This is a genomic window from Achromobacter spanius, from assembly GCF_029637605.1.
Taxonomy (GTDB): Bacteria; Pseudomonadota; Gammaproteobacteria; order Burkholderiales; family Burkholderiaceae_B; genus Achromobacter; species Achromobacter spanius_E.
On record NZ_CP121261.1, the window covers coordinates 2,219,219 to 2,245,128 of the forward strand.

Genomic DNA, 25,910 nt, shown 5'->3' on the forward strand with positions numbered 1-25,910 from the left:
TCCACTACAATGGCCCGCATTCTACGGCTTGGCGCGGGCGCTCCCCTTGCCCGGCCGCTGCCGGAACGATTGATGTCTAAGCTGGATTCCCTGTTTTCTTCCGAGTTGGCCGCCGCCGACACCCGCCGCGTGCGCCGCCGCCTGCGCACCGCCACGGCCGCGCCGCCCGGGCGCATTGTGCTCAATGGCGCGCCCGTGCTGAACTTTTCCAGCAATGATTACCTGGGCCTGTCCAAGCACCCGCTGCTGATCGAACGCGCCCGGGAATGGGCGGCCCGCCACGGCGCGGGCGCGCAAGCATCGCGGCTGGTATGCGGCAACCTGGACTTGCACGAACAGGTGGAGGCCAAGCTGGCTCGCCTGAAAGGCACCGAAGCCGCGCTGCTGCTGGCCTCGGGCTGGCAGGCCAACGCCGCCGTGCTGCCTGCCTTGCTGCGCGCCGCCGCCAGCCAAGGCGACATCGAGCTGTACGCCGACAAGCTCAATCACGCCAGCCTGCACCAGGGTTGCCAGGCGGCCGGGGTCAGGCAGATCCGCTTCCGGCATAACGACCTGGATCATCTGGACAGCCTGCTCGCGGCTCGCGCGCAGGCCGGCGCGGGCAAGCCCGTGGCCCGCTTCATCGTCACGGAAAGCGTGTTCAGCATGGACGGCGACCGAACCGACGTTGTCCGGCTGGCGGACCTGGCCGACCGCTACCAGGCCTTTGTCTATCTGGACGAAGCGCATGCCACCGGCGTGCTGGGTCCGGGCGGCATGGGCTTGGCAGGCTTGGCGCCGGGGCGTATCGACCTGGCGATGGGCACGTTCAGCAAAGCATTGGGCGGATTCGGCGCCTATGTGGCCGGGTCGCGCGCGCTGTGCGACTACTTGATCAACACCTGCTCTGGCTTCATCTACACGACGGCATTGCCGCCCGCCGTGCTGGGCGCCATGGACGCCGCGCTGGACCTGGTGCCCACGCTGGACGCCGAGCGCGCCTGGCTTGCCGCCAGCGGCGACCGGTTGCGCGCCGCGCTGCAAGGCATGGGCCTGGACACGGGCGATTCGTCCACGCAGATCGTGCCCGCCATCGTGGGCGACGAAGCGCGCGCGCTGGACATGGCGGGCACGCTGGAACGCCGTGGCCTGCTGGCCGTGGCCATCCGCCCGCCCACCGTGCCTGCCGGCACCAGCCGACTGCGCCTGACGCTCAGCGCCGCGCACCGCGACGCCGACGTCGCGCAACTGATCGATGGCATCAAGGCGGTGCTGGCATGAGCCCCACGCGCCCCACCCTGCTTTTCGTACACGGCTGGGCGTTCGACGCGTCTGTCTGGACGCCGCTGCGCGCCGAGCTTGGCGACTGGCCACACGCCGTTGCGGACGCCGGCTATTTCGGCGCCGCGCAATCGCCGGCAGCAGGCACCGGCCCCGTCATCGCCATCGGCCATTCAATGGGCGTCCTGCGCTTGTTGCGGGACCTGCCGGCCGACTGTGTGGGCCTGGTGTCGATCAACGGGTTCCCGCGCTTTGGCGCCGCGCCGGACTTTGACGCCGGGGTGCCGCGCCGCATGCTGGACCGCATGATGAAAAGGCTGTCGACCGACCCCGTCGCCGTTTTGCAAGACTTTCGCGAGCGCTGCGGCGACGCTTCCGCTTTCGATGCTCCACGCCTGGAACCGCTGGCCCGCGACCTCGAAGCCTTGCGCGACGAAGACCAGCGCGACGCCCTGGCGGCGCTGCCGGTTCCCTTGCTGATTTTGGCCGGACAGGACGACCCCATCGTTCCCGCCGCCATTACGCAAGCCGCGTTCGGCGGCCGCGCGGGTGATGAACGGCACGATCTGGAACACGGCGGCCATTTGTTGCCGGTGTCGGCCGCGCCCTGGTGCGCGCGCCACATCGCCGCGTTCATCGACCGCGTGGCGCGTGCCGCCTGATGCAAGCCACGCCACGTAACGCCTGGGTCGGCGCTCGCTTCGGCGCGGCTGCCCACCGCTATGAAGATCACGCGCCCATCCAGCGCATTACCGCCGAACGGCTGGCCAGCGATATCGCTTGCCTGCGCTTGCCCGCGCGTCCTCGCATTCTGGAGATCGGCTGCGGCACCGGCTTGCTGACCCGGGCCCTGGCGCGCCGGCTGGGCGAGGCGGACTGGACCATCACCGACATCTCGCCCGCCATGCTCGCCGCCGCCCAGCGCGGCCCGGCGCTACCCGGCACGGCGCGCTTCCAGTTGCTGGACGGCGAACACCCCCAGGCGCTGGATGGCGAGTACGACCTGATCTGCTCCAGCCTGGCAGTGCAGTGGTTCACCGACCTGAACGCCGGTCTGGGTCGGCTGGCCGCGCTGTTGGCGCCCGGCGGCCATCTGGCCGTGGCGACGCTGGCCGACGGCACCTTCGCCGAATGGCAGCAGGCGCATCAGGCGGCGGGCTTTGTCGCCGCCACGCCGCCCTACCCGCCGTGCCAGGTCATCCGTCCCGCCATGAGCAATCTGGCCGGTGGCGTGCGCGGCGAACGGCTGATACAACATCATCCTGATGGCCTGACTTTTTTGAAGGGCCTGAAAGGCATCGGCGCCACCACGCCCGCGCCCGGACGCCCGCCGCTATCCGCGGCGGCGCTGCGCCGCGTGCTGGCGGCGTTTGACGAACAAGGAGCCACGGTGACGTATCACCTGGCCTACGGTATGTGGAAAAAATCAACGCAACGCCCCGCCGGGGTTTTCGTGACCGGCACTGACACCGGCATCGGCAAGACGCTGGTGTCCGCCATCCTCGCGCGCGCCTGGAACGCCGACTACTGGAAACCGGTGCAGACCGGCGTATCCGAAGAACGGGGCGACACCGACACCGTGGCCGAACTGGCGCAACTGCCGCCCGAACGCCTGCTCCTGCCCGCCTACGTGCTGCAAGCGCCACTGTCGCCCTGGGCCGCCGCCACGCTGGAAGACACCGTCGTCGACGCGACCAGCATCGTGCCCCCCGCCACCACCGCGCCCTTGATCGTGGAAGGCGCGGGCGGCCTGTACGTGCCCATTGACGACACGCACATGATGATCGACCTGATCGCCCGCCTGGACATGCCCGTGGTGCTGGCGGCGCGCAGCGGCCTGGGCACCATCAACCACACTTTGCTCAGCCTGGAAGCGCTGAAGCGCCGTGGCATCCCGATTCTGGGCGTGGTCATGAGCGGCCCGCTGTCCCCCGGCAACAAGGAAGCCATCGAACGCTTCGGCGACGTCCGGGTGCTGGCCGAAATCCCGCCGCTGTCACACGTCGACGCGGCAACGGTCGCCAAGCTGGCGCAGGGCATTCCGCCTCTGGAGGAATGCCTGGCGGCGCTGGGCGAGGCGCCGACGGTGGCGGATTAGGGGTCAGGAAGTACGGTCTTGCCAAATTTTGCCAAGCCCCCTAATCTACGGCGATGGGCACCATGAACATTTCCCTCCCGGACGCGCTGAAATCCTTTGTTGACGAACAGGTCTCCGAAAGAGGCTACGGCACCAGCAGCGAGTATGTCCGCGAACTCATCCGCAAAGACCAGGACCGCCTTCAGTTGCGAAGCTTGATGCTTGCCGGCGCATCTTCCGCCCAAGCAGCGCCAGCCGACGCCGCCTATTTTTCTGACCTGCGTTCCCGAATCAGCAATGGCTCCAAGCCTGGCACAAAGTAGTGAAAGCCAAACCTGTGATTCCGCGTTTGCAAGCAAACGCGGATATCGACACAGCCATCGCCTACTACGTACTCGAGGCATCTGAGCAAGTCGCGTTCGGCTTCCTTGATGCCTTGGAGCGTGCTTACTCACACCTTGGCCGTCACGCAACAACGGACTCTATTCGATACGCACACGAACTGGATTTGCCCGGGCTTCGGTCATGGCCACTCACCCGCTACCCTTATCTGGTTTTCTACGTCGAACGCACGGACCATATCGATGTTTGGCGCGTTCTGCATCAGAAACGTGACATTCCAGCGTGGATGCTTGGCCCTCAAGTTACGTGAGCAGACAACAGCACCGCCCGCTCCGCCTTCCCGTGCCCCGCGCTAGCCCGTCTGTTTCGCCATGTCGATAAACGCCCGTAACGCTGACGACACGCGACGTTGGCGCGGGTAGTACAGCATGAAGCCAGGTATCGTCGGGCACCAGTCATCAAGCATCCGCACCAATTGCCCCGATTGCAGCAGGTCGCGCACGTAGTGTTCCGGCACGCAACTGATGCCGATGCCGTCCACCGCCGCGCGCACTTCCGCGTGCACGTCGCTAAGTGCGATGCGGCCGGTCACGTCGACTTCCATGGCAACGCCATCCTTTTCGAATTCCCACTTGTAGAAGCGCCCGCTAGGAAAGCGGTAGCGCACGCACGCGTGGTTCAACAAGTCATGGGGATGATGGGGCAATTGCCTTCCTGCCAGGTAGGCGGGCGAAGCGACCACCACCGCGCGCAAGGCCGGGCCGATCTGCACGGCCACCATGTCTTCGGGCACGGCCTCCAACAAGCGCACGCCCGCGTCAAAGCCGGATGCCACGATGTCGACAAAGCTGTCGTCCTCGGCGATTTCCAGCTGGATATCCGGATAGGCAGCCAGGAAGCGCGCGGCGAACGGCATCAGCAGCATGTAGGACGCAGCCCGCGACGTGTTGATGCGCAACGTGCCGGACGCGGCGCCGCGAAAGTGGTTCATTTCTTCAAGCGCGTCGCCCAGGTCGGCCAGCGCGGGAAGCAAGCGTTCGGCCAGGCGCTGCCCGGCCGCGGTCAACGCCACGCTGCGCGTCGTCCGATTGAACAGGTTCACGCCCAAGCGCTCTTCCAGGTTGCGGATGGCGTAGCTGACGGCGGACGTGGACAGGGCCAGTTCCTCGCCCGCGCGGCGAAAGCTGCAATGCCGGGCCACGGCGGCGAACGCGGCCAGATGGGACAGGTTATCCGCCTGCATGGTTATGCAAATTCCTTCAATAAAACATGCGGAAATTCTAGCTTGATAGCGGCGATAGCGAGGCATATTGTGAACGCCTGCTTAACAAATTCCTGCGAATCGATCATGACCCAAGCCCGTGGCTATGCCGCCCACAGCACTGACACCCCGCTCGTTCCCTTCAGCTTCACGCGCCGCGAGCCGGGCGACGACGAAGTGCTCATCGACATCCTGTACAGCGGCATCTGCCATTCCGACCTGCATCAGGCGCGCGGCGATTGGGGCAACTCGATGTACCCGATGGTGCCGGGCCACGAAATCGTCGGCCGCGTCGCGCAAGTGGGCAAGAACGTCACCCAGTTCAAGGCGGGCGATTACGCCGGCGTGGGCTGCATGGTGGATTCCTGCCGGCACTGCAAGGCCTGCCGCCTGAACCTGGAGCAATACTGCGAGCAAGGCGCCACGCTGACCTATAACGACAAGGAGCGCGGCAGCGACCAATTGACGTTCGGCGGCTATTCCGACCACATCGTTGTCAAGGAACACTTTGTCGTTCGGGTATCCGACAAGCTGGACCTGAAAGCCGTGGCTCCCCTGCTGTGCGCCGGCATCACCACCTATTCGCCGCTGCGCCACTGGAAGGTCGGCCCCGGCCAGAAAGTGGGCGTTATCGGCTTGGGCGGCCTGGGCCACATGGGCGTGAAATTCGCGCACGCGATGGGCGCGCACGTGGTGATGATCACGACGTCCGCCGACAAGGGCCGCGACGCCAGGCGCCTGGGCGCCGACGAAGTTCTGGTGTCGCGTGACGCAGAGGCGATGGCCGCGCATGCCGGCTCGTTTGATTTCCTGTTAAACACGGTGCCCGTCAGCCATGACGTGAATCCGTACCTGGCATTGCTGACGCTGAACGGCACGATGGCGCTGGTGGGCGCGCTGACGCCGCTGGATCCGATCCCGGGCGCCAATCTCATCATGGGGCGCAAGTCGATTGCCGGCTCGGCGATTGGCGGCATGCAGGAAACACAAGAGATGATGGACTTCTGCGCCGAACACGGCATTGTCAGCGATGTCGAGATCGTGACGATCCAGGCCGTGAACGACGCCTACGAGCGCCTGGCCAAGAACGATGTGAAGTACCGCTTCGTGATCGACATGGCCTCGCTTGAGAAAGAGGCGGCCGCCGCCTGACGCGCAAGCGTGCTGGGCTAGGGAAAAAAAAGGGTGCCCGAAGGCACCCCGAATCCACCCTACAACAGCACCTACAACTACAACTGCAAAGCAATCAATCTCGTCACCCGGTCAACGGCTTACCGGGCGACGGGTCATGCGATAACGCAACCAGGCGATCAAGCCACCTTCTGTTCCTGGCCGTGTTCAAACTGGGCCTCTTCCGTGGAACCGGTCAAGGCGGTGGTTGAAGACTGGCCGTTTTCGATCGTCTGCGTCACGGCGTCGAAGTAGCCGGTGCCCACTTCGCGCTGGTGCTTCACGGCGGTGAAGCCCAAGTCGGCGGCGGCGAATTCCTTCTGCTGCAATTCCACGAAGGCGCTCATCTGGCGGCGGGCATAGCCGTGGGCCAGTTCGAACATGCCGTAGTTCAGCGCATGGAAGCCGGCCAGCGTGATGAACTGGAACTTGTAGCCCATGGCGCCCAGCTCGCGCTGGAACTTGGCGATGGTGCCGTCGTCCAGGTTCTTCTTCCAGTTGAACGAGGGCGAGCAGTTGTACGCCAGCAGCTTGCCCGGGAATTGGCGATGGATGGCGTCCGCGAACTTGCGGGCGTATTCCAGGTTGGGCGTGGACGTTTCGCACCAGATCAAGTCGGCGTAAGGCGCATAGGCCAGGCCGCGCGAGATGGCTTGGTCGATGCCGGCCTTGGTGCGGAAGAAGCCTTCCACGGTACGCTCGCCGGTGATGAACGGGCGGTCGTTTTCGTCGACGTCGCTGGTCACCAGGTCAGCCGCGTCGGCGTCGGTACGGGCCAGCAGCACGGTGGGCGTGCCCATCGTATCGGCGGCCAGGCGGGCCGACACCAGCTTGGCGACGGCCTCGCGGGTGGGCACCAGCACCTTGCCGCCCATGTGGCCGCACTTCTTCACCGAGGCCAACTGGTCTTCAAAGTGGACGCCGGCGGCGCCCGCGTCGATCATGGCCTTCATCAGTTCGAAGGCATTCAGCACGCCGCCGAAACCGGCTTCGGCGTCGGCCACAATGGGCGCGAAGTAATCGATGTAGCCTTCGTCGCCCGGGTTCTTGCCTTCCATCCACTGGATCTGGTCGCAGCGCGCCAGGGAATTATTGATGCGGCGAACCACTTGCGGCACCGAGTTGGCGGGGTACAGCGACTGGTCGGGGTACATCTCGCCAGCCAGGTTGGCGTCACCGGCCACTTGCCAGCCCGACAGGTAGATGGCCTTCAGCCCGGCCTTGACCTGCTGCATGGCCTGGTTGCCTGTCAAGGCGCCCAACGAATTCACGAAGGGTTCGCTATGCAGAGATTCCCACAACCGGGTCGCGCCACGTTCGGCCAGCGTGTGCTGCACGCTGATCGAGCCGCGCAGGCGGATGACATCCTCGGCGCTGTAGTCGCGCTTGATGCCCTGCCAGCGGGCGTTCTCGGCCCAGTCTTTCTGCAAATTGCGGATTTCGGTTTCGCGAGTGCTCATGGTCATGCTCCTGGTCAGTAATGGGAAAACTTCAAAAGATTCGCGTCTTGCATTGCGTGAATCGTTGGAGAAAGTCTATGCCTCTGCTGCAGGGCAATGTGGGCTTATGTCTTATAGAAGATGAAAAATGTTTTCCTTTAAAATCAAAGAATTAAAACTTCTATTTCGTATTGCGGAATGAATTTGCCATCTGTGAAATGCGCTTTGGTTGCGCAGCAGCAGGAACTTTCACATGACGAGACTTACATTTCATAATGCGGAAATCTGGCGTTTTTCCGACCGCCTACAATGCCGCTATTCCCGCTTATCCCTCTAGACACCCTTCTTTATTGCCATGACCCTGTCTCACGGCCCGCTGGGCCAGAGCGTGGCCTACGCCTCGCAATACGATCCCTCGCTGCTGTTCCCCATCGCGCGCTCGCACAATCGAGCAGCGCTGAACCTGGAAGCCGGCAAGCTGGCCTTTACCGGGGTGGATATCTGGAACGCCTACGAGCTGTCCTGGCTGGACGCCAAGGGCAAGCCGCGCGTCGCCATGGCCACGTTCTCGGTGCCGGCCGACAGCCCCAACATCATTGAATCCAAGTCGTTCAAGCTCTATCTGAATTCGTTCAACCAGACGCGGTTGGTAAATTCGGCTGCCCTGCGCGGGCGCCTGGAGCGCGACCTGAGCGCCGCCGCCGGCGCGCCGGTTGGCCTGGATTTCTTCCTGCCGCAACGCTTTTCCGAATTGCGGATGGCGGAGATGGACGGCATCTATATCGACAAGCTGGACATCGAGATCGACACCTACGAGCCCGCGCCCGAAGTGCTGCGCACCCGGCCCGGCGACGTGGTCGAGGAAACGCTGGCCTCGCGCCTGTTGAAGTCCAACTGCCCCGTGACCGGCCAGCCCGATTGGGCCAGCGTGCAGATCCGCTACCGGGGCGCCCCCATCGACCGCGAATCCTTGCTGCGCTATCTGGTGTCGTTCCGCCAGCACGCCGAATTCCACGAGCACTGCGTGGAACGCATCTTCAGCGACATCCAGGCGGCCTGCGCCCCGGAACACCTGACGGTCTACGCGCGCTACACACGCCGTGGGGGGTTGGACATCAACCCGTGGCGCAGCAACGTTGAAACGTCGCCCCCGGCCGACGTGCGCACGGTTCGCCAATAAGCCAAGCTCACGACCAGTTACAGATTCACCTCGCACCGCCGATATCGTCTAAGGTTCCCACGGCATCAGGCGGGCCGCCCGGCCCGCCGCCACATCCGAACCTCAGCCATTTCACTTCCCCCAGGAGGCGGCAATGCAAGTCCGTGATTGGTTTGTCGAGCGTCAACCGGAATTCGCGCAATGGCGGCAAGACCTGCACGCACATCCGGAATTAGGTTTTCAAGAACACCGCACCGCCGAACTGGTGGCGGAAAAGCTCAAGCAGTGGGGCCTGGAGGTGCATACCGGCATCGGCCGCACGGGCGTGGTGGCGGTGTTGCGGGGTGAACGCCCCGGTAACCGTCGCATCGGGCTGCGGGCCGACATGGACGCGCTGCCCATGCAGGAAAAAACCACCCTGCCTTATCGCTCCACCCATGAAGGCAGCTTCCATGGCTGTGGGCACGATGGGCACACGGCCACGCTGTTGGCGGTGGCGCAACACCTGTCGCAGAACCGAGACTTTGCAGGCACCCTTAATTTCATCTTCCAACCGGCCGAGGAAACGCTCGCCGGCGGTGCGGCGATGATCGAAGACGGGCTGTTCACGCGCTTTCCCTGCGACGAAATCTATGGCCTGCACAACAACCCGATGCTCGGCAAGGGCCGCGTCGCCGTACGCGAAGGCGCGCTGCTGGCCGCCTGCGACGGCTTCACCATCCGCGTGCATGGCATCGGCTGCCACGGCGGCATGCCGCAGCAGGGCAACGACCCGGTCGTGATCGCCAGCCAGTTGGTGGGCATGCTGCAAACCGTGGTCAGCCGGTCTCTGGACCCGCTGGTGGCGGGCGTGGTCAGCGTGGGCATGATGAACGGCGGCACCGCACCCAACGTCATCCCCGACCTGATGGAACTGCGGGGCACCGTGCGCACCATGAGCATCGCCGCGCGCGAAACCGCATTGCGGCGCGTACGGGAAATTTGCGACGGGCTGGCCCTGTCCAACGCCACCCGCATCGACTGTGAATTCGGCCTGGGCTGCCCGCCCACCATCAACGCGCCCGGCCCGGCCGCCACGGTCGCCGCCGCGGCGGCGCGCGTGGTCGGCATCGACGCGGTGGACGACCGGGTCACGCCCTTGATGGCCTCGGAAGATTTCTCCTACCTGCTTCAGGAATGTCCCGGCGCCTACTTCTTCGTCGGCCAGGACGGCCATTTCTGCCATCACCCTGAATACGATTTCGACGACGACATCCTGCCCACCGGGGCGGCCGTCTTCGTAGAGATCGTGCGCGACCGCCTGGGCTGATCCCTCCCTTTTCTGCTGTCGAGTCCACGGACCGCGTTGCCATGCAACGCGCCCGTGGGTCCCCATGCGCCTGTACGGCGCTTCGCAGGAGTCCGTGATGACGCTTCCGTCTTCCCCCGCTTACCAAGTTTCCGCCGCCATGCGTCGACGCGTGGTCATTGCATCGGTGCTGGGCAACGCCTTCGAGTGGTTCGATTTCGCCATCTACGGCATGTTCGCCGCCGTGATTTCGCGCCTGTATTTCCCCACCGGCGACACGGCAACGTCGCTGCTGCTGGGGCTGGCCACCTTTGGCGTGGCCTTTGCGGTACGCCCGATCGGCGGCCTGGTGCTGGGCATGTACGCAGACCGCCACGGCCGCCGCCGCGCGTTGTCGCTGATGATTTTGATGATGGCCGGCGGCACCGCCCTGATCGGCCTGCTGCCCACCTATGCCTCCATCGGCGTGGCGGCCAGCGTGCTGATGCTGGTGGCGCGGCTGATCCAGGGGTTTTCCGTGGGTGGCGAGTACGCCAGCGCCAGCGCCATGCTGGTGGAATTCGCCCCCACGGGGCGGCGCGGCCTGTACGGCAGCTTTCAGATGTGCTCGCAGTCGCTGGCGTTTTCAGCCGGGGCCGGCGTGGTCTACCTGCTGTCGTCGAATTTGTCGACGGCAGATCTGGAAAGCTGGGGTTGGCGCGTGCCGTTCCTGTTCGGCATCCTGATCGGGCCCATCGGCTATTACCTGCGCACGCAGGTGGACGAAACGCCTGAATTCCGCCGCTTTCAGGACCAGCTCATCAAACCCGAACGCACTACGCTGCGCACGCTGTTTTCGCGTTATCCGCGTGAATTGATTGGGTCGTTCTGCATTGTTGTGACGGGCACGGCGTCGAACTACGTCATGTTGTTGTACCTGCCCATCTTCGCCGTCACGGAATTGGGGCTGACGATGGGTGACGCGCAACTTAGCAGCGCCTTGGCCGCCGTGCTGCTGCTGGTGCTGTGCCCCTTGTCCGGTGCGCTATCGGACCGCCTGACGCGCCGCGCTCTCATGCTGCCGGCCACCTTCGCCTTTGGCGTGGTCACGTGGTTCATGATGGCGCGCGTGCTGCATGCACCGTCCTTCGCCACGCTCTTGCAGGCGCAATTGTTGGCGGCGGCCTGCATGGGTTTCATGTGGGGGCCCACGCCCGCGCTGATGACCGAGATCCTGCCCGTGAATGTGCGATCAACTGGTGTGTCGCTGTCTTACAACCTGGCGGTGATGTTGTTTGGCGGCTTGGCGCCCTTCATCAACACCGCCCTGATCCAGCAGACCGGCAACCTGATGGTGCCGGCCTATTACGTGGCGCTGTGCGTGCTGATCGGTTTGATTGGGCTGATGCTGCTTGGCCCGGGCAAGCCAGGAGGAGACGGCGTTCAAAAGAAGTCAGGATCGGGTGGCGAAGCCCTGAACACGTCAGGACCGGGCGACCGCGCCCCCCGGCAGCACGGGATCGGCGCGGCGCGCCTGCACGGCGATCCACTGCGCTAGCAATGCCGCCGCCGCGAAGGCCACGCCCGCGCCCACCCACGGCCCCTGGCGGAATCCTGCATCCAGCAGCAGGCCGAACGCCAGCGGGCCCAGGGCCGAGCCCACGTCCATGCCCGAATACACCAGCCCATAGACAGACCCGGTGGACCCCTTGGGCGTGACGCGGCGGATCAGCATGTCGCGCGAAGGCGCCGCCACGCCCGAGCAGAAGCCGGCCAGGCCCACCACCGGCGCAGCCAGCGCGGCGGGCACCAGGCCCAGGGCCAGCACCACCAGCGTCAGGCCGGCCAACAACAGCGCCACCATCACGGTACGCTCGGTGCGCGGGTTGGCCGACACCAGAAAGCCGCCCGCCGCCATGCCCACGGCCGACGCCACCATGTAGCCGGACAAGGCCGAGCTGGCCACCACTTCTGACAGGCCGTACAACTGGTCCAGCAGCGGAATCGTGTAGTTTTGCACCGACGACAGCGCAATCGACGTGCACGCAAAGAACAGGAATGCGCCCCACAGCGCGGGCTTGGACAATAGCGTCGCCAGGGTGGTCAGCACGCCTTCTTGCGGTTCGGCTGCCGCCTTGGGCTGGGGCTTGCTCTTCGACTGAGGCCCCGACTGAGGCCCCGACTGAGGCCCCGACTGTGCCCCCGACTGGATTGCCGCGCTGGCGGCCTGGGCGTCTTCGCTGGCGTCAGCGTCCAGTGGCATTGGCCCGCCAAGCAGCTTGCCGCCCAGCACGGTCAACACCAGCACCACCGCCACCAGCCCCGCGGCGCTGTACGCGGCCACGCGCCAGTCGGCCAGCAAGGTGATCGTGGTCATGAATATCGGCGTCAACGCCCACCCCAAATTGCCAGTCAGCCCGTGCGCTGAAAACGCATGCCCCAGGCGCGACGGCGTGATGCGGTGGTTGATGATGGAGTAGTCGACCGGATGGAAGACCGAATTGCCGATGCCGCCGACGATGGCGGCCGCCATCAGCATGGGGTAGCCGTTGGCCGAGCCGATCAACACGCCCGACAACACAAAGCACGCCAGCCCGAACCACAGCACGGGCCGCGCGCCAATGCGGTCCACCACGAACCCCGAGGACGCCTGGCCAATGCCCGACACCACGTAGAACGTGGCGACCAGCGCCCCCACCCGCGCGAAGTCCAGGCCAAACGCCGTGGCCAGCGACACGTTGAGTAGCGGCAGCACCAGTTGGAAAAAGTGCGATGCGGCGTGCGCAACGCCGATCAGCAGAATGGTCTTCCAGTCGCGCCGGCGGACATCGGCGTCCGACAGCAAGGGTGTGGCGGCGGTGTTCATTGAAAAAAGCCGCCAAAGCGGCTGGTGGCGCACGCAGCAATGCGGTGCGCGGGTTGTCTCCGGCTACAGCGCTTTTTCGCGGATGGCGGGCCAGGCGCGCTGCAGGTAATACAGCATCGACCAGACCGTCAGCACCGCGGCAACGATGATCAGCACGTCGCCCAGCAGCTTGGTGCTGATGCCATAGACGGGCTGGTTGTACAGTAGGCAGGGAATCGCCACCATCTGGGCGGCGGTCTTGAACTTGCCCAGTCGGTGCACGGCGACACTGGCGCTGGCGCCGATCTTGGCCATCCATTCGCGCAAAGCGGAAATGGTGATTTCACGGCCGATGATGATCAGCGAGATAAAGGCGTCGACGCGGCTGAGGTCCAGCAGGACGATCAGCGCGGCGCAGACCATCAGTTTGTCGGCAACCGGGTCCAGGAAGGCGCCAAAGGCCGAGGTCTGGTTCCAGCGGCGGGCCAGCCAGCCGTCGAACCAGTCGGTCAGCGCCGCGATGATGAACGCCCACGCCGCGAAAGTGTCGCGCGTGGGGACCGACATCCAGCTCTCGGGCAGGTAGAACAGCCCGACCACCAGCGGAATCATGGCGATGCGCAGCCACGTCAGGATAATGGGTACGTTAATTGGCATAGTGTTCGTATGCTACATCAGCCGGATGACGCTGGCTGCATCGGCACGGTGGGGTGGCCGTGCTTCGGCCGGCCTGGGGGCTAGCCACGCAGCGCCTCGTAGATGCGTTCCGCCAGGTCCTGGGAAATGCCGTCAACCGATGCCAGGTCCTCGATGCTGGCGGACGCCACGCCCGAAAATCCGCCGAATCGGGCCAACAGGCGCTGGCGGCGGCGGGCGCCCACCCCTTCAATTTCTTCCAGCCGCGACACATTACGCGTCTTGGCGCGGCGCGCCCGCATGCCGGTGATGGCAAAACGGTGCGCCTCGTCGCGCACCTGCGCAATCAGCATCAGCGCGGCGGACTCGCCGCCCAGCGCCACGGGGGGCCGCTCGTCGGCGAACACCAGGGTTTCCAGGCCAACCTTGCGCCCTTCCCCCTTGGCCACGCCGACCAGCGTCTGAATGTCCAGCCCCAATTCCGCGAACACCTTGCGCGCCACTTCGACCTGGCCCTTGCCACCGTCGATCAGCACCAGGCCCGGCATCTGCGCGTCGCCGTCCGCCACCTTGGCGAAGCGGCGCGTCAGCACCTGGCGCATGGCGGCGTAATCGTCGCCCGGGGTGATGCCGGCAATGTTGTAACGGCGGTAGAGCGAGGGCTGCATGTCGTGGTGTTCAAACACCACGCACGATGCTTGCGTGGCTTCGCCGGCCGTGTGGCTGATGTCGAAGCATTCGATGCGCAGCGCATCCAGCGCGGCTTCGTCGGTGTCCAGGTCCAGCGCCTCGGCCAGCGCCAGGGTGCGGCCGGCGCGGGCGCCGGATTCTGTCAAGGCGCGGGCCAGCGCCATCTCGGCGTTCTTGCCCGCCTGTTCCAGCCACGAACGGCGCGCCCCCTGCGGACGGGTCAGCAAGCGTGACGGCCGTCCGCCCGCCTGCTCGATCAGCAGGTTGATAAGGTCAGGGTCGGGCAAGGCGTGTGAGCAGACCAGCACGGGCGGCATGGCGTTGTCCGTGTAGTGCTGGGCGACAAAGGCCTCAAGCACCTGCGGCGCGGCTTCGCCTTCGGCGTGCGTCGGAAAGAAAGGCTTGTCGCCCAGGTGACGGCCGCCACGCACCATCGCCAGGTTCACGCAGACCTTGCCGCCCGCCACGGCCACCGCGATGATGTCGGTGTCTTCGCCGCTGGTGTTCTCCATGGTCTGCTGATGCAGGACGCGCGCCAGCGACCCCATCTGGTCGCGCAGCGCGGCGGCTTCCTCAAAGCGCAGTTCACCCGCCGCCTGCTGCATGCGCGCTTCGATTTCGCCCATGACATCTTTCGCTTCGCCATTCAGGAAGCGCACCGCGCGCTGCACGTCGCGCTCGTACTCCTGGGCCTCGATGGCGCCCACGCACGGCGCCGAACAGCGCCCGATCTGATGCAACAGACAGGGGCGCGAGCGGTTGGCGAAGACGGTGTCTTCACAGGTGCGCAGGCGGAAAACTTTTTGCAGGATCTGGATCGTCTCGCGCACCGCCCAGGCATTGGGGAACGGGCCGAAATACTGGCCGCGCTTGTTGGTCGCGCCGCGATAGTAGGCAATGCGCGGCCACTCATGGCCGGTGATCAGCAGATAGGGGTAGGACTTGTCGTCGCGAAACAGAATGTTGTAGCGCGGCTTCAGGCTCTTGATGAGGTTGTTTTCCAGGATCAGCGCTTCGGCTTCCGAGCGCGTCACGGTGACCTCCAGCCGCGCCACTTTCGACACCATCTGGGCGATGCGGGGGCTGGCCAGGTTCTTCTGGAAATACGACGAGACGCGCTTCTTCAGGTCGCGCGCCTTGCCGACATACATGACTTCGCCCGCTGCATCCAGGTGCCGGTAGACACCTGGCAGATGCGGTAGGTCAGACAGGAACGATTTGAGATTGAAGTCGTCGGGCATTCTGGTAACGGTGTTCGGCCTGCAGGGTATCCCAGTCGGGCGCATCGAAACGCGGCATCAGGCGGCGGATGCGCTCGACCGATTCAGGTGCGTGGTCGAACTTCAGGCGCGACAGCAAATCGTCGGCCAGATCCGGCCGGTTGCACACCAGCACCATGTCGCAACCCGCGTTGAGCGCCGCCTTGGCACGAGCCAGGATATCACCCGCCACCGACGCGCCCTCCATCGTCAGGTCGTCGGAAAACACCACGCCGTCATAGCCCAGGCGCTTGCGCAGGATGTCCTGCACCCACTTCCTGGAAAAGCCGGCCGGGTGCTTGTCCACCTTGGGGTAGATCACATGCGCGGGCATCACCGACGGCAGCACGGCGTCGCCCAGCCAGGCGTAGGGCGCCGCGTCGTCCTTCAGAATGTCGTCCAGCTTGCGGGGGTCGACGGGAATTTCATGGTGCGAGTCCGCGCCCACGTAACCGTGGCCCGGGAAATGCTTGCCGCAGGCCGACATGCCGGCCAGCGCCAGGCCCTGGATCAGCGCGCGCGACAGCATCGTGACCACGCGCGGGTCCGAATGGAAGGCACGGTTGCCGATCACCTGGCTTGCGCCGTAGTCCAGGTCCAGCACCGGCGTGAAGCTCATGTCCACGCCGCAGGCGCGCAGTTCTGCGGCCAGCACGTAGCCAGCCTCGGTCGCCAGGCGCATGGCCTGCAAGGGGTCACGGTCCCACAGCGTGCCCAGGTCGCGCATGGCGGGCAAGGCGGTGAAACCGTCGTCGCGGAAGCGCTGCACGCGGCCGCCCTCGTGGTCCACCAGGATCAGCAGCGGCTCCTTGCGGGCCTTGTGGATCTGGCGAGTCAGCTTGGTCAGTTGCTTGCGGTTTTCGAAGTTACGGGCGAACAGAATCACGCCGCCCACCAGCGGGTGGCGCAGACGGGTCTTTTCTTCTTTGGTCAGCGAGGTTCCCGCCACATCGACCATCACGGGGCCGGGGGCAGGACTACCTTGGATTTTTTCTTGGCCATGAGGGGGTCCTAATTCAGGGCTTGCGTTCGACCACCACATAGGCGGCGGCCATGTCGGATTCGTCGGTGATGGATACATGCGCCGCGCCGAAACGTTGACCATACCAGTCCTGCAGTTCAGGCGCGATGACCAGCACCGGACGCCCGCCAGGCGCGTTCAGCGTCTGCACGCGCCGCCACGTCATGGGCATGCGCATGCCCAAACCGATGGCTTTGGAAAACGCTTCCTTGGCGGCAAAGCGGGTCGCCAGGAAGCGCACGCCACGCACCGGGTCACGAGCACGGCGCGCATGGAATTTTTGCAGTTCTTCGGTGCCCAGGATCTTTTCCGCGAATCGGTCGCCGTGGCGTTCCAGCGCGCGTTCAACCCGGTCGATGCGCAGCAGGTCCATGCCGATGCCGGCGATGGCGCCGGCCGGGCTGGGGGCTGCGGTGGGGTTTGCGTTGGGATTTGCGTTGGGGTTTGCGGAGGGGGCAGCAATGGAACCCGCACCGGGAGCCGCGGCGGAAGCTTTGGAGGTATCAGACATAAACGTCACCCAAAAACAGCGGCACGGGAGACGTGGCGCAAGATGGCGGAATCCGGCATCCGGCCAGCGGTCACAGGCCGCGCAGCGCTTGCAGGCGTGCCTGCACCATCACCGCCTTCATGTCGCGGACCGCCTTTTCCCAGCCGTCAAACACCGCCTGCGCCACGATGGCGTGGCCGATGTTCAGTTCAGAGATACCGTCAATGGCGGCCACCGGGGCCACGTTGCCCAAGTGCAGGCCATGGCCGGCGTTCACCCGCAAGCCATGGCGCAGCCCTTCGGCCACGGCCAGGCGGATACGTTGCAGCTCGGCTTGTGCCGCGTCGCCCTGGGCTTCAGCATAGGCGCCGGTGTGCAGTTCGATGACCGTGGCGCCGGTCTTGGCCGCCGCGGCGATCTGCGCCAGGTCCGGATCGATGAACAGGGACACGCGTATGCCCGCTTCAACCAGCAGGCCCACGGCGTCGGTGACGGCGTCCATGGCGCCCGCCACTTCCAGCCCGCCTTCGGTGGTGAGTTCGGTGCGCTTTTCGGGCACCAGGCAAACGTCGTGGGGTTTGACGGCGCAGGCAATTTCCAGCATTTCAGCCGTGATCGCGCATTCCAGGTTCATGCGCGTGCGCAGCTGCGGACGAATCGCGTACACGTCCGCGTCCTGGATATGACGCCGGTCTTCACGCAGATGCAGCGTGATGAGGTCGGCGCCGGCATCCTCCGCGCGCAGCGCGGCGGCCACCGGGTCCGGGTACGCCGTATGGCGCTGTTGCCGCAAGGTGGCAACGTGATCGATATTGACACCAAGTTCTATCATTGCGTGGTCGTCGACACTTTGGTCGGTTCTTTCGTGGTTTCTTCCCAGCCGCCGCCCAAGGCCTTGTAGAGCTCCACGCGGTTGATCAGCGCGGCCAAACCGGTTTGCACCAGCGACAACTGGGCATTGAAGAAGTCTACCTGCGCGGTCTGCACCTGCAAGAAGCTGTCGATGCCGTTGGTATAGCGCAGGTTCGACAGTTCCAGGGTACGGGAAGACGATTCCTGCAAGGCGCGCTGGGCGTCCAACTGCGCGCCGTAGGTGGCTTCGCCCGCCAGCGCATCGGACACTTCCCGGAACGCCTGCTGGATGGTCTGCTCGTATTGCGCCACGGCAATGTTGTCGCGCGCCTTGGCCAGGTTCAGCCCTTCACGGATCGAGCCGCCGGCAAACAGCGGGGTCGTGATGGACGGCGAGAAACTCCAGTAGCCCTGGCCGCCCTTGAACAGATCACCCAGCGACGGGCTGGCCACGCCCAACAGGCCGGTCAGGGAAATGGTGGGGAAGAACGCCGCGCGAGCCGCGCCGATGTTGGCGTTGGCTGACCGCAGCTGGTTTTCCGCCGCCAGGATGTCGGGGCGCCGTTCAAGCAGGTCGGACGGCAGGCCCGACGGCACGGTGGCCAGCAACTGGTCACGGCCAAACGTGGCGGGCGGCGGCAGGTCCGCGGGCAAGGGCGCGCCCACCAGCAGCACCAGCGCGTTCAGCGCCTGGGCGCGGGCCCGGGCCAATTGCGCCAGGTCCGACGAAGCCGTATCCAGCAGCGTCTTGGATTGGTTCAGATCCAGTTCGGACGACACGCCGCCATCGAAACGGCGCTTGACCAGGTCATAGGATTCCTGGCGCGACGCCAACGTGCGCTGCGTCAGGTCCAGTTGGACTTCGGCCGCGCGCAGGTTGAAGTACGCCTGCGCGACGGAACCGACCAGCGTGATCTGCACGGTCTTTTGCGCCTGCTCGGTCGACAGGTACTGTTGGTACGCCGCTTCCGACAGGTTGCGCAGCCGGCCGAACAGATCGATTTCGAACGTCGTCAGGCCGATGCCGGCCTGGTACGAGCTGGAAATCGAGCTGGAATCCGGCCCGCCCGCGCGCATGTTGGCCGGCAGATGCTGGCGTTGGCCCTGGATGCCGGCGCCAATGCTGGGCCACTGCGCCCCGCGCTGAATGCCATATTGGGCGCGCGCTTCTTCCACGCGCTGCACGGCCACGCGCAGGTCGCGGTTGTTGACCAGCGACAGCGCAATCAGGCTTTGCAGGCGCGGGTCGCGGAAAAATTCGCGCCAGCCCAGGTCGGCGGCCGGTATGCCGGCTTCGGGCACCACCGCCGACGCCGGCTGCGAGCCCAGCGACGTGGGGTTGTTGTAGCCGCCGTACTGCACCTTCGGCTGGTCGGGCCAAGTGCCCGTGACCGGTGCGTCGGGGCGCTTGTAGTCGGGCGCCAGCGAGCAGCCGGCCAACGCCACCGCCACGAAGGCGGACAGGGCGGATTGCTTGATCATCAGGGCTTTCATGCCTTGCCCTCCGGGCCACCATTGGGTTGTACGGGGGTGTATCCCGCTTCTGCGTCGGGCTGGTCGCCGGCCGCCTTCTTGGCCGCCTGCTCTTCTTCCCAGGCCTTCAGTTCGGCGCCCAGCAGGCGCGGGCGGGTCTTGAACAGGCCCAGCACCACCACGAAGAAGGTCGGCACGAAGATCACGGCGAACGGCGTGGCGGCAAGCATGCCGCCCAACACGCCCAGGCCCACCGCGCGCTGGCTGGCCGCGCCGGCGCCCGTGGCCATGGCCAGCGGCACCACGCCCAGGATGAACGCCAGCGACGTCATCAGAATTGGCCGGAACCGCAGCCTGGCCGCTTCCACCGCGGATTCATACAGCCCCATGCCCCGGGCGTACTGATCCTTGGCGAACTCCACGATCAGAATGGCGTTCTTGGCCGCCAGGCCAATCACGGTCACCATGCCCACCTGGAAGTACACGTCGTTGGACATGCCCAGCGCGCTGACCAGCGCCACGGCGCCCAGCATGCCCAGCGGCACCACCAGCATGACCGACAGCGGGATGGCCCAGCTTTCATACAGCGCGGCCAACACCAGGAACACGATCAGCAGCGACAGGCCCATCAGGATAGGCGCCTGGTTGCCGGCTTGCCGTTCCTGGTAGGACAGGCCCGTCCATTCGTAGCCGAAGCCTTGCGGCAACTGCGCCACCAGGTTCTGCATTTCTTCCATGGCCTGGCCGGTGGTGTAGCCTGCGGCGGCAGCGCCGCCGATACGCATGGACTCGTAGCTGTTGTAGCGCACCACCTGCACCGGGCCCTGGACCCACTCGGCCGACACGAAGGTCGACAAGGGCACCATGCCACCCTGGGCGTTGCGCGCGTTCAGCTTCAGAACGTCGGACAGCTGCATGCGATACGGCGCATCCGCCTGCACCCAGATGTTCTGCATCCGGCCCATGTTGGGGAACTTGCTCAGGTAGGCCGAACCCACCGCCGTCGAAATCAGCGAGGCCGCTTCATTGAAGTCCACGCCCAAGGCGGCGGCCTTGTCGCGGTCGATGTTCAGCGTCAGCTGCGTGCCGGCCGCCAGGCCGGTGATACGCACCTGCGACAGCACCGGGCTCTTCATGGCCATGCCCATCAACTGGCCCGTCGCGGCGGCAAGCGCCTCGGACCCCGCCGCGCCCCGGTCTTGCAGGCGCAGGTCGAAGCCGGTGGCGTTACCCAAGGACGAAATGGCCGGCGGTACCAGGGTGAACACCTGCGCATCGTGGATGCCCATCAACTGCTTCTGGAAGGCGTTGAAGGCGATGGCGCCCGCGGAGTCCTGCTTTTCCTTGCGGTCCTTGAAGTCTTTCAAGGTGGTGAACGCAATGGCGGCGTTCAGGCCGTTACCGTTGAAGCTGAAACCCTGCACGGCGATGATGTTCTCAACGGCGGGAATGCTGCGGAAGTATTCCTCGACCTGTTCGATCACTTCAACCGTGCGGTTGGCGCTGGCGCCCGTGGGCAGTTCGATGTTGCTGATGACGTAGCCCTGGTCTTCCTCGGGCAGGAACGACGACGGCAGGCGCAGGTACAGCCAGCCCAGCAGCAGCACCAGCACCAGGAAGGCCAGCATCATGCGGCCGCCCTTGTGCAGAATGCGCGACACCCAGTTCTGATAACCGTGGGTGGTGGCGTCGAACTTGCGGTTGAACCAGCCGAAAAAGCCCTTTTTCTCGTCGTGGTGGCCCTTGGGCACCGGCTTCAGGATGGTGGCGCACAGGGCCGGCGTGAAGGTCAGCGCCAACAGGGCCGAGAAGAAGATCGACACGGCCATGGCCACCGAGAACTGTCGGTAGATCACGCCCACGGACCCGCTCATGAAGGCCAGCGGCAGGAACACCGTGACCAGCACCAGCGTGATGCCGATAATGGCGCCGCTGATCTGCGGCATGGCTTTCTTGGTGGCCTCCTTGGGCGGCAAGCCCTCGGTGGCCATGATGCGTTCAACGTTTTCGACCACCACGATGGCGTCGTCCACCAGAATCCCGATGGCTAGCACCATCGCGAACATGGTCAGTACGTTGATCGAGAACCCCAGCCCCAGCATCACCGCGAACGACCCCAGCATGGCCACCGGAACGACCAGCGCGGGAATCAGCGTGTAGCGCACGTTCTGCAGGAACAGGTACATCACCAGGAACACCAGCACCATGGCTTCAGCCAGGGTGTGCAGCACCTGCTCGATCGACACCTTCACGTAGGGCGCGGTGTCGTAGGGAATGGCGTACTGGATGTTGCCCGGGAAGTACTTGGACAGCTCTTCCATCTGCTGGCGCACGCCCTGGGCGGTGGCCAGCGCGTTGGCGTCCGGCGACAGCACAATGGCGAAGGCCGCCGTGGGCTTGCCGTTCAGGCGGGCGCCGAACTGGTAGTTGTCGGCGCCGACTTCAATGCGGGCCACGTCGCGCAGCAGCACCTTGGAGCCATCGGTGTTGGCGCGCAACACGATCTTGCCAAAGCCGTCCACGGTGCTCAGTTGGCCGTTGGCCGTGACCGTGGCCGTGATGCGCTGCGATTCCGGGTTGGGCGGCGCGCCGATGCTGCCGCCCGAGATCAGGACGTTCTGGGCCGAGATGGCCTGGTTGACCTCGTTCATGCTCAGGTTGAAGCCCACCAGCTTGGCCGGATCCACCCACACACGCATGGCGCGCGGCGCCGCGAACAACTGGAACTGGCCCACGCCGGCCACCCGCGATACCGGGTTCTGCACGTTGCGCGTGATGTAGTCGGCCAGCGCCGTCTGGTCCAGCGACCCATCCTCGGACGACAGCGTCACGATCATCAGGAAGCCGGTACTGGTCTGCTCGTATTGCAAGCCCTGCTGCTGCACGGCCGCCGGCAACTGCGCAATCACGTTCGACACGCGGTTCTGCACGTCAACCTGGGCCAGATCGGGGTTGGTGCCCGGAGCGAAGGTGGCGGTGATGGTGGCCGTGCCGTAGGAATCACTGACCGACTCGTAGTAGATCAGGCCCTTGGCGCCGTTGAGCTTGTCTTCGATGATGCTGGTGACCGATTCCGCCACTTCCTTGGCCGAGGCGCCCGGATAGGTGGCGGTGATCGTGATGGCCGGCGGGGCCACGTCCGGGTACTGTGCCACCGGCATGTTCGGGATGGCCAACACCCCGGCCAGCAGAATGAACAGGGCGACTACCCAGGCGAAAATTGGTCGATCAATAAAAAATTGCGGCATGTGGGCTGACTCTGAAAGCGATGCTCACCAAAGGGGAACGCGGCGCTTGTGGCGCCGCGTGCCGCTTACGATTTCTGGCCTGCGGCCTTGTCCTGCTGAGCGGGTTCGGCAGGTTTGGACGGCGCAGCGGGCTGGCCGCCCGGTTGGGGGTCGGGTTTCGCGGCGGGCTGTGCGCCAGATTGGCCCGCGGGTTGGCCCGGTTTAGAGGCCGCGCCGTTCTTGGTCCATTGGCTGACCTGCACCGGCGCCCCCGGGCGGATTTTCTGGAAGCCTTCAACCACGACCACGTCGCCAGCGTTCAGGCCGCTGGTGATCAACCAGTTGTTGCCCAGCGCGCCGCCAGTGGTCACGGGCAACTGTTGAATCTTGTTGTCCTTGACCAGCATCAGGCTTTGCGAACCGTCGGCGGTGCGTTGCAGCGCCTGCTGCGGCACCATCAGCGCCTTGTCGTTCACGCCCTGCTCCAGGCGGACCCGCACATACATGCCGGGCAGCAAGATGCCATCGGGGTTGGGCACTTCGGCGCGCAGGTTCACCTGGCCCGTGGACGGGTCCACGGTAATGCCCGTGAACAGCAGCTTGCCGGGGTGGTCGTATTCCGTGCCGTCTTCCAGCACGACCGTGGCGCGGGCGGTGTCCTTGCCCACCTGCTGCAGCTTGCCGCTGGCAAACGCGCGGCGCAGCGCAGCCAGCTCAGCGGTGGACTGGGTGAAGTCCACGTAGATCGGGTCCAACTGCTGCACGGTGGCCATCTGCGTGGCCGAGGTGGATTCCACCAGCGCGCCTTCAGTGACCAGCGGCTTGCCGATGCGGCCCGTGATGGGCGAGGTGACGTCGGTATAGCCCAGGTTGATGGCGGCGTTGTCTTGCGCGGCCTTCGCGGCCGCGACGGTGGCGTCGGCCTGCCGGAACGAGGCCACGGCGTTGTCGTATTCCTGCTTGCTGACCGCGTTGGCCTTCACCAGCGGGGCGTAGCGGTCGGCCAGCAGCTTGGCGCTGAACAGGTTTGCCTGCGCCTGCTTCAGTTGTGCCGTGGCCTGATCGTACGCAGCCTTGTAAGGCGCCGGGTCGATCTTGAACAGCAGTTGGTTTTCCTTGACGTCGCCACCTTGCTCGAAGGTGATCTTCTGCACGATGCCGGTCACGCGCGCGCGGATTTGCGCATCGCGCACGGCATCCACGCGGCCAGGCAGTTCAGAGACGATGGGCGCGCGCTCAGGCTGAACGGTAATGACGCTGACCTGAGGCATGCCTGGGTTCATATGCGGCTCTTCTCCGCATCCCGCCAACACCAGCGCGAGGATGCCACCGGAAACAGCCAGACCTGAAACACGTTTAGGCAAAAACCGCATTGAAACCCCCGCGTAAGCGTAATGAACCGCTTCAGTTAATCGCATCAATCCGCATCGATCTGAATCGATCCGCATCTTCGTCAATTGCATCAATGTCAATCGCATCAATCAGCCTGATCAGGCTATCGAATCATCAAGCGCACTAGCTTCAACCATGACGGCCAAACGCGATCACGCGCGATGAAACCAAGCCTTTACATCAGCCACGATACGTAAACAGCCCAATAATGTAACTCAGTTACTGGGGAAATTACGGATTTTCAGCCGTTCACACGATGCATGGGGGGACAATCCGGTCACTGGCTCACAGGTTCGAAAGCTCTCTGAGATTGCCCAGGAACACATAGCCCACGCCGTGCACAGTATGCAGCGGCAAGCGAATGCCTGTCTGCAAAACTTTGCCGCGCAGTCGGCAGATCGCCACATTCAGGGTGCGCAGGTTGGTGCTTGCGCGCAACGTCATCAGTTCTTCACGCAACAGTTCACGGTTTGGGTTACGCAGCAGGCAAATGAAGCACGCGCGTTCGATTTCCGTCAGGTCGATACGCACGCCACTGGGCGCCAAGAGCGTCCAACCCCGGTATAGCAGGCTCCACCAGCCATCAAGGCGGTCGTTCGCCAACGGCAGGGGCGCGGCGGTCTGGGGCAAGGCAGAGGCGTCCTGCGGCTGGGATGCCAGGCGGGTAAAAACGTCGAGCGCGTTCATGGCGAGTCTCCACCAGGACGGCCTACACCAACAGCGGCGGGGGCCCCGTCCCGGAACAAGGTTGCGGTTTGTCCTTGAAGACTACCGGCCTTGCGGCCTTATGACGCGGGTACGACGCCCTATCGGCCCGAATATCAGACCAGTCCTATGAAAACCTGACTAACTGCGCTTGCCGTTGCGATGGATATCGTGCGTGACGAAGCAACTGTCTTGCGTGGGACGGGCCAAAATGCCGGGTTTCGCAAGGGTCTGGCGGATATCGGACAAGCCGGACTCCCAGTGCTCGCGCATGGCCTCGGTACCGAATTCATAGTCCTTGGAATAGCGTTCCCGATGCTTGGCTTCGTAGATCAGGTTGATGATGTTGGTGGCCGGCGTATGCGACAGCGTGCGGATATCGGCGAGCTCGGGCGCGTTGCGCTCGGCTTCGGGCAGGCGCTCAAGCAGGCGCTGCAAACCGTGGCGCAGTTTCAGCACGCGGCGCAACTGGTCGGTAACCAGGCGGGTGCGGCTGGAATACTGGATGTCTTTCTGGCGCTCGGCGACTTCTTCCAATGTCGTGGGCAGGCCGCCGCGCGCGGGCCAGAGGTCAACCTGGAAGGCCAGCGTGTCGCGCATGTTTTCGGTGGTCAGCACTTGCGCCAGCGGCGTGTTGGACACCACGCCGCCGTCCCAATAGTGTTCGCCTTCGATCTCCACGGACGGAAAGCCCGGCGGCAAGGCGCCCGAGGCCATGACGTGTTCGGGCCCCAGGGTGTCTTTCAGGCTGTCGAAGTAAGCGAAGTTGCCCGAGCGCACGTTCACCACGCCGAAGCTGGCTCGTATGGCGCCGCTGTTGAGCAGGTCAAAATCCACGAACTGGCGCAGCGTCGCGGCAAGCGGCGTGGTGTCGTAGAAGCTGGTGGACGCCGCGCCCCGCCCTTTCACCAGGTAGGGCGGCGGGAAGCGCGGCTTGAAGAAACCCGGCTGCCCCGAAAACAGGGCCTGAAACGCGGACACCTGGCCGTTCATGGCGGGCGAGCCAAAGCCGAACGGAACGCCTTCGAACATGCCCGCCAGCGTATCGCCCCACGGCACCGACGCAAAGCCCGAGGGGCGGCAGATGCTTTCCCAGAAGCCGCGCAAGCGATCAACGCGCTCATCTTCGCGGGAGCCCGCGATGATGGCCGCATTGATCGACCCGATGGAAATACCCGACACCCAGTTTGGCCGGATGCCGGCCTCGTGCAAGCCCTCGTAGACCCCCGCCTGGTAGGACCCGAGCGCGCCTCCGCCTTGCAGCACGAGGGCAACGGTGTCGTAGGCCGGCGTGTTGCCGGTGTCTTCGGACAAAGTCTTGCGGCGAGTGGTCATACGGCTACCT

21 protein-coding genes and 1 pseudogene are annotated in these 25,910 nt (G+C 64.9%); 9 read left to right on the top strand and 13 right to left on the bottom strand.

Annotated elements, in window-relative coordinates; all coding sequences use genetic code 11:
* Nucleotides 1-72 precede the first annotated feature (72 nt).
* Genes P8T11_RS09740 through P8T11_RS09760 form a run of 5 tightly spaced genes read left to right on the top strand, consistent with a single transcriptional unit; the run spans nt 73 to nt 3,989 of the window.
* Nucleotides 73-1,260 (top strand): aminotransferase class I/II-fold pyridoxal phosphate-dependent enzyme, encoded by a 1,188-nt coding sequence (locus P8T11_RS09740; protein WP_268082127.1) that lies wholly within the window; start codon nt 73-75, stop codon nt 1,258-1,260.
* The gene (locus P8T11_RS09745) at nt 1,257-1,922 is read left to right on the top strand and encodes an alpha/beta fold hydrolase (RefSeq protein ID WP_268082126.1); all 666 of its coding nucleotides are present in this window, start codon (nt 1,257-1,259) and stop codon (nt 1,920-1,922) included. Before P8T11_RS09740 ends, P8T11_RS09745 begins: the two co-directional genes overlap by 4 nt.
* Nucleotides 1,922-3,358, top strand: coding sequence for a dethiobiotin synthase (bioD, locus tag P8T11_RS09750; protein ID WP_268082125.1), 1,437 nt, complete (start codon nt 1,922-1,924; stop codon nt 3,356-3,358). The genes P8T11_RS09745 and bioD overlap by 1 nt, the downstream gene beginning before the upstream one ends.
* Nucleotides 3,359-3,411: 53 nt before the next feature.
* Nucleotides 3,412-3,660, top strand: coding sequence for a type II toxin-antitoxin system ParD family antitoxin (locus P8T11_RS09755; RefSeq protein WP_268082124.1), 249 nt, complete (start codon nt 3,412-3,414; stop codon nt 3,658-3,660).
* On the top strand, nt 3,660-3,989 hold the full coding sequence (locus tag P8T11_RS09760; RefSeq protein ID WP_268082123.1) for a type II toxin-antitoxin system RelE/ParE family toxin: 330 nt from the start codon (nt 3,660-3,662) through the stop codon (nt 3,987-3,989). The genes P8T11_RS09755 and P8T11_RS09760 overlap by 1 nt, the downstream gene beginning before the upstream one ends.
* Before the next feature lie 42 nt (nt 3,990-4,031).
* Here the strand turns inward: P8T11_RS09760 and P8T11_RS09765 are convergent, their stop codons facing one another.
* Entirely contained in the window at nt 4,032-4,922 is an 891-nt protein-coding gene (locus P8T11_RS09765) for a LysR family transcriptional regulator (protein ID WP_268082122.1), read from the bottom strand.
* A 105-nt stretch (nt 4,923-5,027) separates the two neighbouring features.
* On the opposite strand from P8T11_RS09765, the gene P8T11_RS09770 reads away from it, so the two are divergent.
* On the top strand, nt 5,028-6,092 hold the full coding sequence (locus P8T11_RS09770; protein ID WP_268082121.1) for an NAD(P)-dependent alcohol dehydrogenase: 1,065 nt from the start codon (nt 5,028-5,030) through the stop codon (nt 6,090-6,092).
* Nucleotides 6,093-6,250: 158 nt separating this feature from the next.
* Here P8T11_RS09770 and aceA read toward each other — a convergent pair whose 3' ends face one another.
* Nucleotides 6,251-7,570 carry an isocitrate lyase gene (gene aceA / locus P8T11_RS09775; RefSeq protein WP_268082120.1) on the bottom strand — a complete coding sequence of 440 codons (1,320 nt, stop codon included), beginning with the start codon at nt 7,568-7,570 and terminating at the stop codon, nt 6,251-6,253.
* Nucleotides 7,571-7,904: 334 nt separating this feature from the next.
* On the opposite strand from aceA, the gene queF reads away from it, so the two are divergent.
* The 3 genes from queF to P8T11_RS09790 all read left to right on the top strand — a co-directional run bounded on the left by queF (nt 7,905) and on the right by P8T11_RS09790 (nt 11,533).
* The gene (gene queF, locus P8T11_RS09780) at nt 7,905-8,729 is read left to right on the top strand and encodes an NADPH-dependent 7-cyano-7-deazaguanine reductase QueF (protein ID WP_268082119.1); all 825 of its coding nucleotides are present in this window, start codon (nt 7,905-7,907) and stop codon (nt 8,727-8,729) included.
* Between the two features lie 133 nt (nt 8,730-8,862).
* On the top strand, nt 8,863-10,017 hold the full coding sequence (locus P8T11_RS09785; RefSeq protein WP_268082118.1) for a M20 aminoacylase family protein: 1,155 nt from the start codon (nt 8,863-8,865) through the stop codon (nt 10,015-10,017).
* 97 nt (nt 10,018-10,114) lie between these two features.
* On the top strand, nt 10,115-11,533 hold the full coding sequence (locus tag P8T11_RS09790) for an MFS transporter (RefSeq protein ID WP_268082117.1): 1,419 nt from the start codon (nt 10,115-10,117) through the stop codon (nt 11,531-11,533).
* Here P8T11_RS09790 and P8T11_RS09795 read toward each other — a convergent pair.
* The 11 genes and pseudogenes from P8T11_RS09795 to P8T11_RS09845 form a co-directional block, all read right to left on the bottom strand.
* Nucleotides 11,459-12,841: an MFS transporter gene (locus P8T11_RS09795; protein WP_268082116.1), complete on the bottom strand. Its 1,383-nt coding sequence runs from the start codon at nt 12,839-12,841 to the stop codon at nt 11,459-11,461. The genes P8T11_RS09790 and P8T11_RS09795 overlap by 75 nt on opposite strands.
* 63 nt (nt 12,842-12,904) lie before the next feature.
* Nucleotides 12,905-13,477, bottom strand: a complete 573-nt coding sequence (pgsA, locus tag P8T11_RS09800) for a CDP-diacylglycerol--glycerol-3-phosphate 3-phosphatidyltransferase (RefSeq protein ID WP_006225674.1) — start codon at nt 13,475-13,477, stop codon at nt 12,905-12,907.
* Between the two features lie 80 nt (nt 13,478-13,557).
* A complete protein-coding gene (gene uvrC / locus P8T11_RS09805; protein ID WP_259246079.1) occupies nt 13,558-15,387 on the bottom strand; it encodes an excinuclease ABC subunit UvrC in 1,830 nt (609 codons plus the stop codon).
* Nucleotides 15,350-16,407: pseudogene (gene nagZ, locus P8T11_RS09810) on the bottom strand (beta-N-acetylhexosaminidase). Before nagZ ends, uvrC begins: the two are co-directional and overlap by 38 nt.
* 14 nt (nt 16,408-16,421) lie before the next feature.
* Nucleotides 16,422-16,937 carry a holo-ACP synthase gene (acpS, locus tag P8T11_RS09815; RefSeq protein ID WP_268082114.1) on the bottom strand — a complete coding sequence of 172 codons (516 nt, stop codon included), beginning with the start codon at nt 16,935-16,937 and terminating at the stop codon, nt 16,422-16,424.
* A 70-nt stretch (nt 16,938-17,007) separates the two neighbouring features.
* Nucleotides 17,008-17,748, bottom strand: a complete 741-nt coding sequence (locus P8T11_RS09820; RefSeq protein WP_268082113.1) for a pyridoxine 5'-phosphate synthase — start codon at nt 17,746-17,748, stop codon at nt 17,008-17,010.
* Nucleotides 17,745-19,262 carry an efflux transporter outer membrane subunit gene (locus tag P8T11_RS09825; RefSeq protein WP_268082112.1) on the bottom strand — a complete coding sequence of 506 codons (1,518 nt, stop codon included), beginning with the start codon at nt 19,260-19,262 and terminating at the stop codon, nt 17,745-17,747. Before P8T11_RS09825 ends, P8T11_RS09820 begins: the two co-directional genes overlap by 4 nt.
* A complete protein-coding gene (locus tag P8T11_RS09830) occupies nt 19,259-22,489 on the bottom strand; it encodes an efflux RND transporter permease subunit (RefSeq protein ID WP_268082111.1) in 3,231 nt (1,076 codons plus the stop codon). Before P8T11_RS09830 ends, P8T11_RS09825 begins: the two co-directional genes overlap by 4 nt.
* A 65-nt stretch (nt 22,490-22,554) precedes the next feature.
* Nucleotides 22,555-23,841 carry an efflux RND transporter periplasmic adaptor subunit gene (locus P8T11_RS09835; RefSeq protein WP_268082110.1) on the bottom strand — a complete coding sequence of 429 codons (1,287 nt, stop codon included), beginning with the start codon at nt 23,839-23,841 and terminating at the stop codon, nt 22,555-22,557.
* A gap of 304 nt (nt 23,842-24,145) precedes the next feature.
* Nucleotides 24,146-24,547, bottom strand: a complete 402-nt coding sequence (locus P8T11_RS09840) for a helix-turn-helix domain-containing protein (protein WP_268082109.1) — start codon at nt 24,545-24,547, stop codon at nt 24,146-24,148.
* Nucleotides 24,548-24,706: 159 nt separating this feature from the next.
* Nucleotides 24,707-25,900, bottom strand: coding sequence for a patatin-like phospholipase family protein (locus P8T11_RS09845; RefSeq protein ID WP_268082108.1), 1,194 nt, complete (start codon nt 25,898-25,900; stop codon nt 24,707-24,709).
* Nucleotides 25,901-25,910 lie beyond the last annotated feature (10 nt).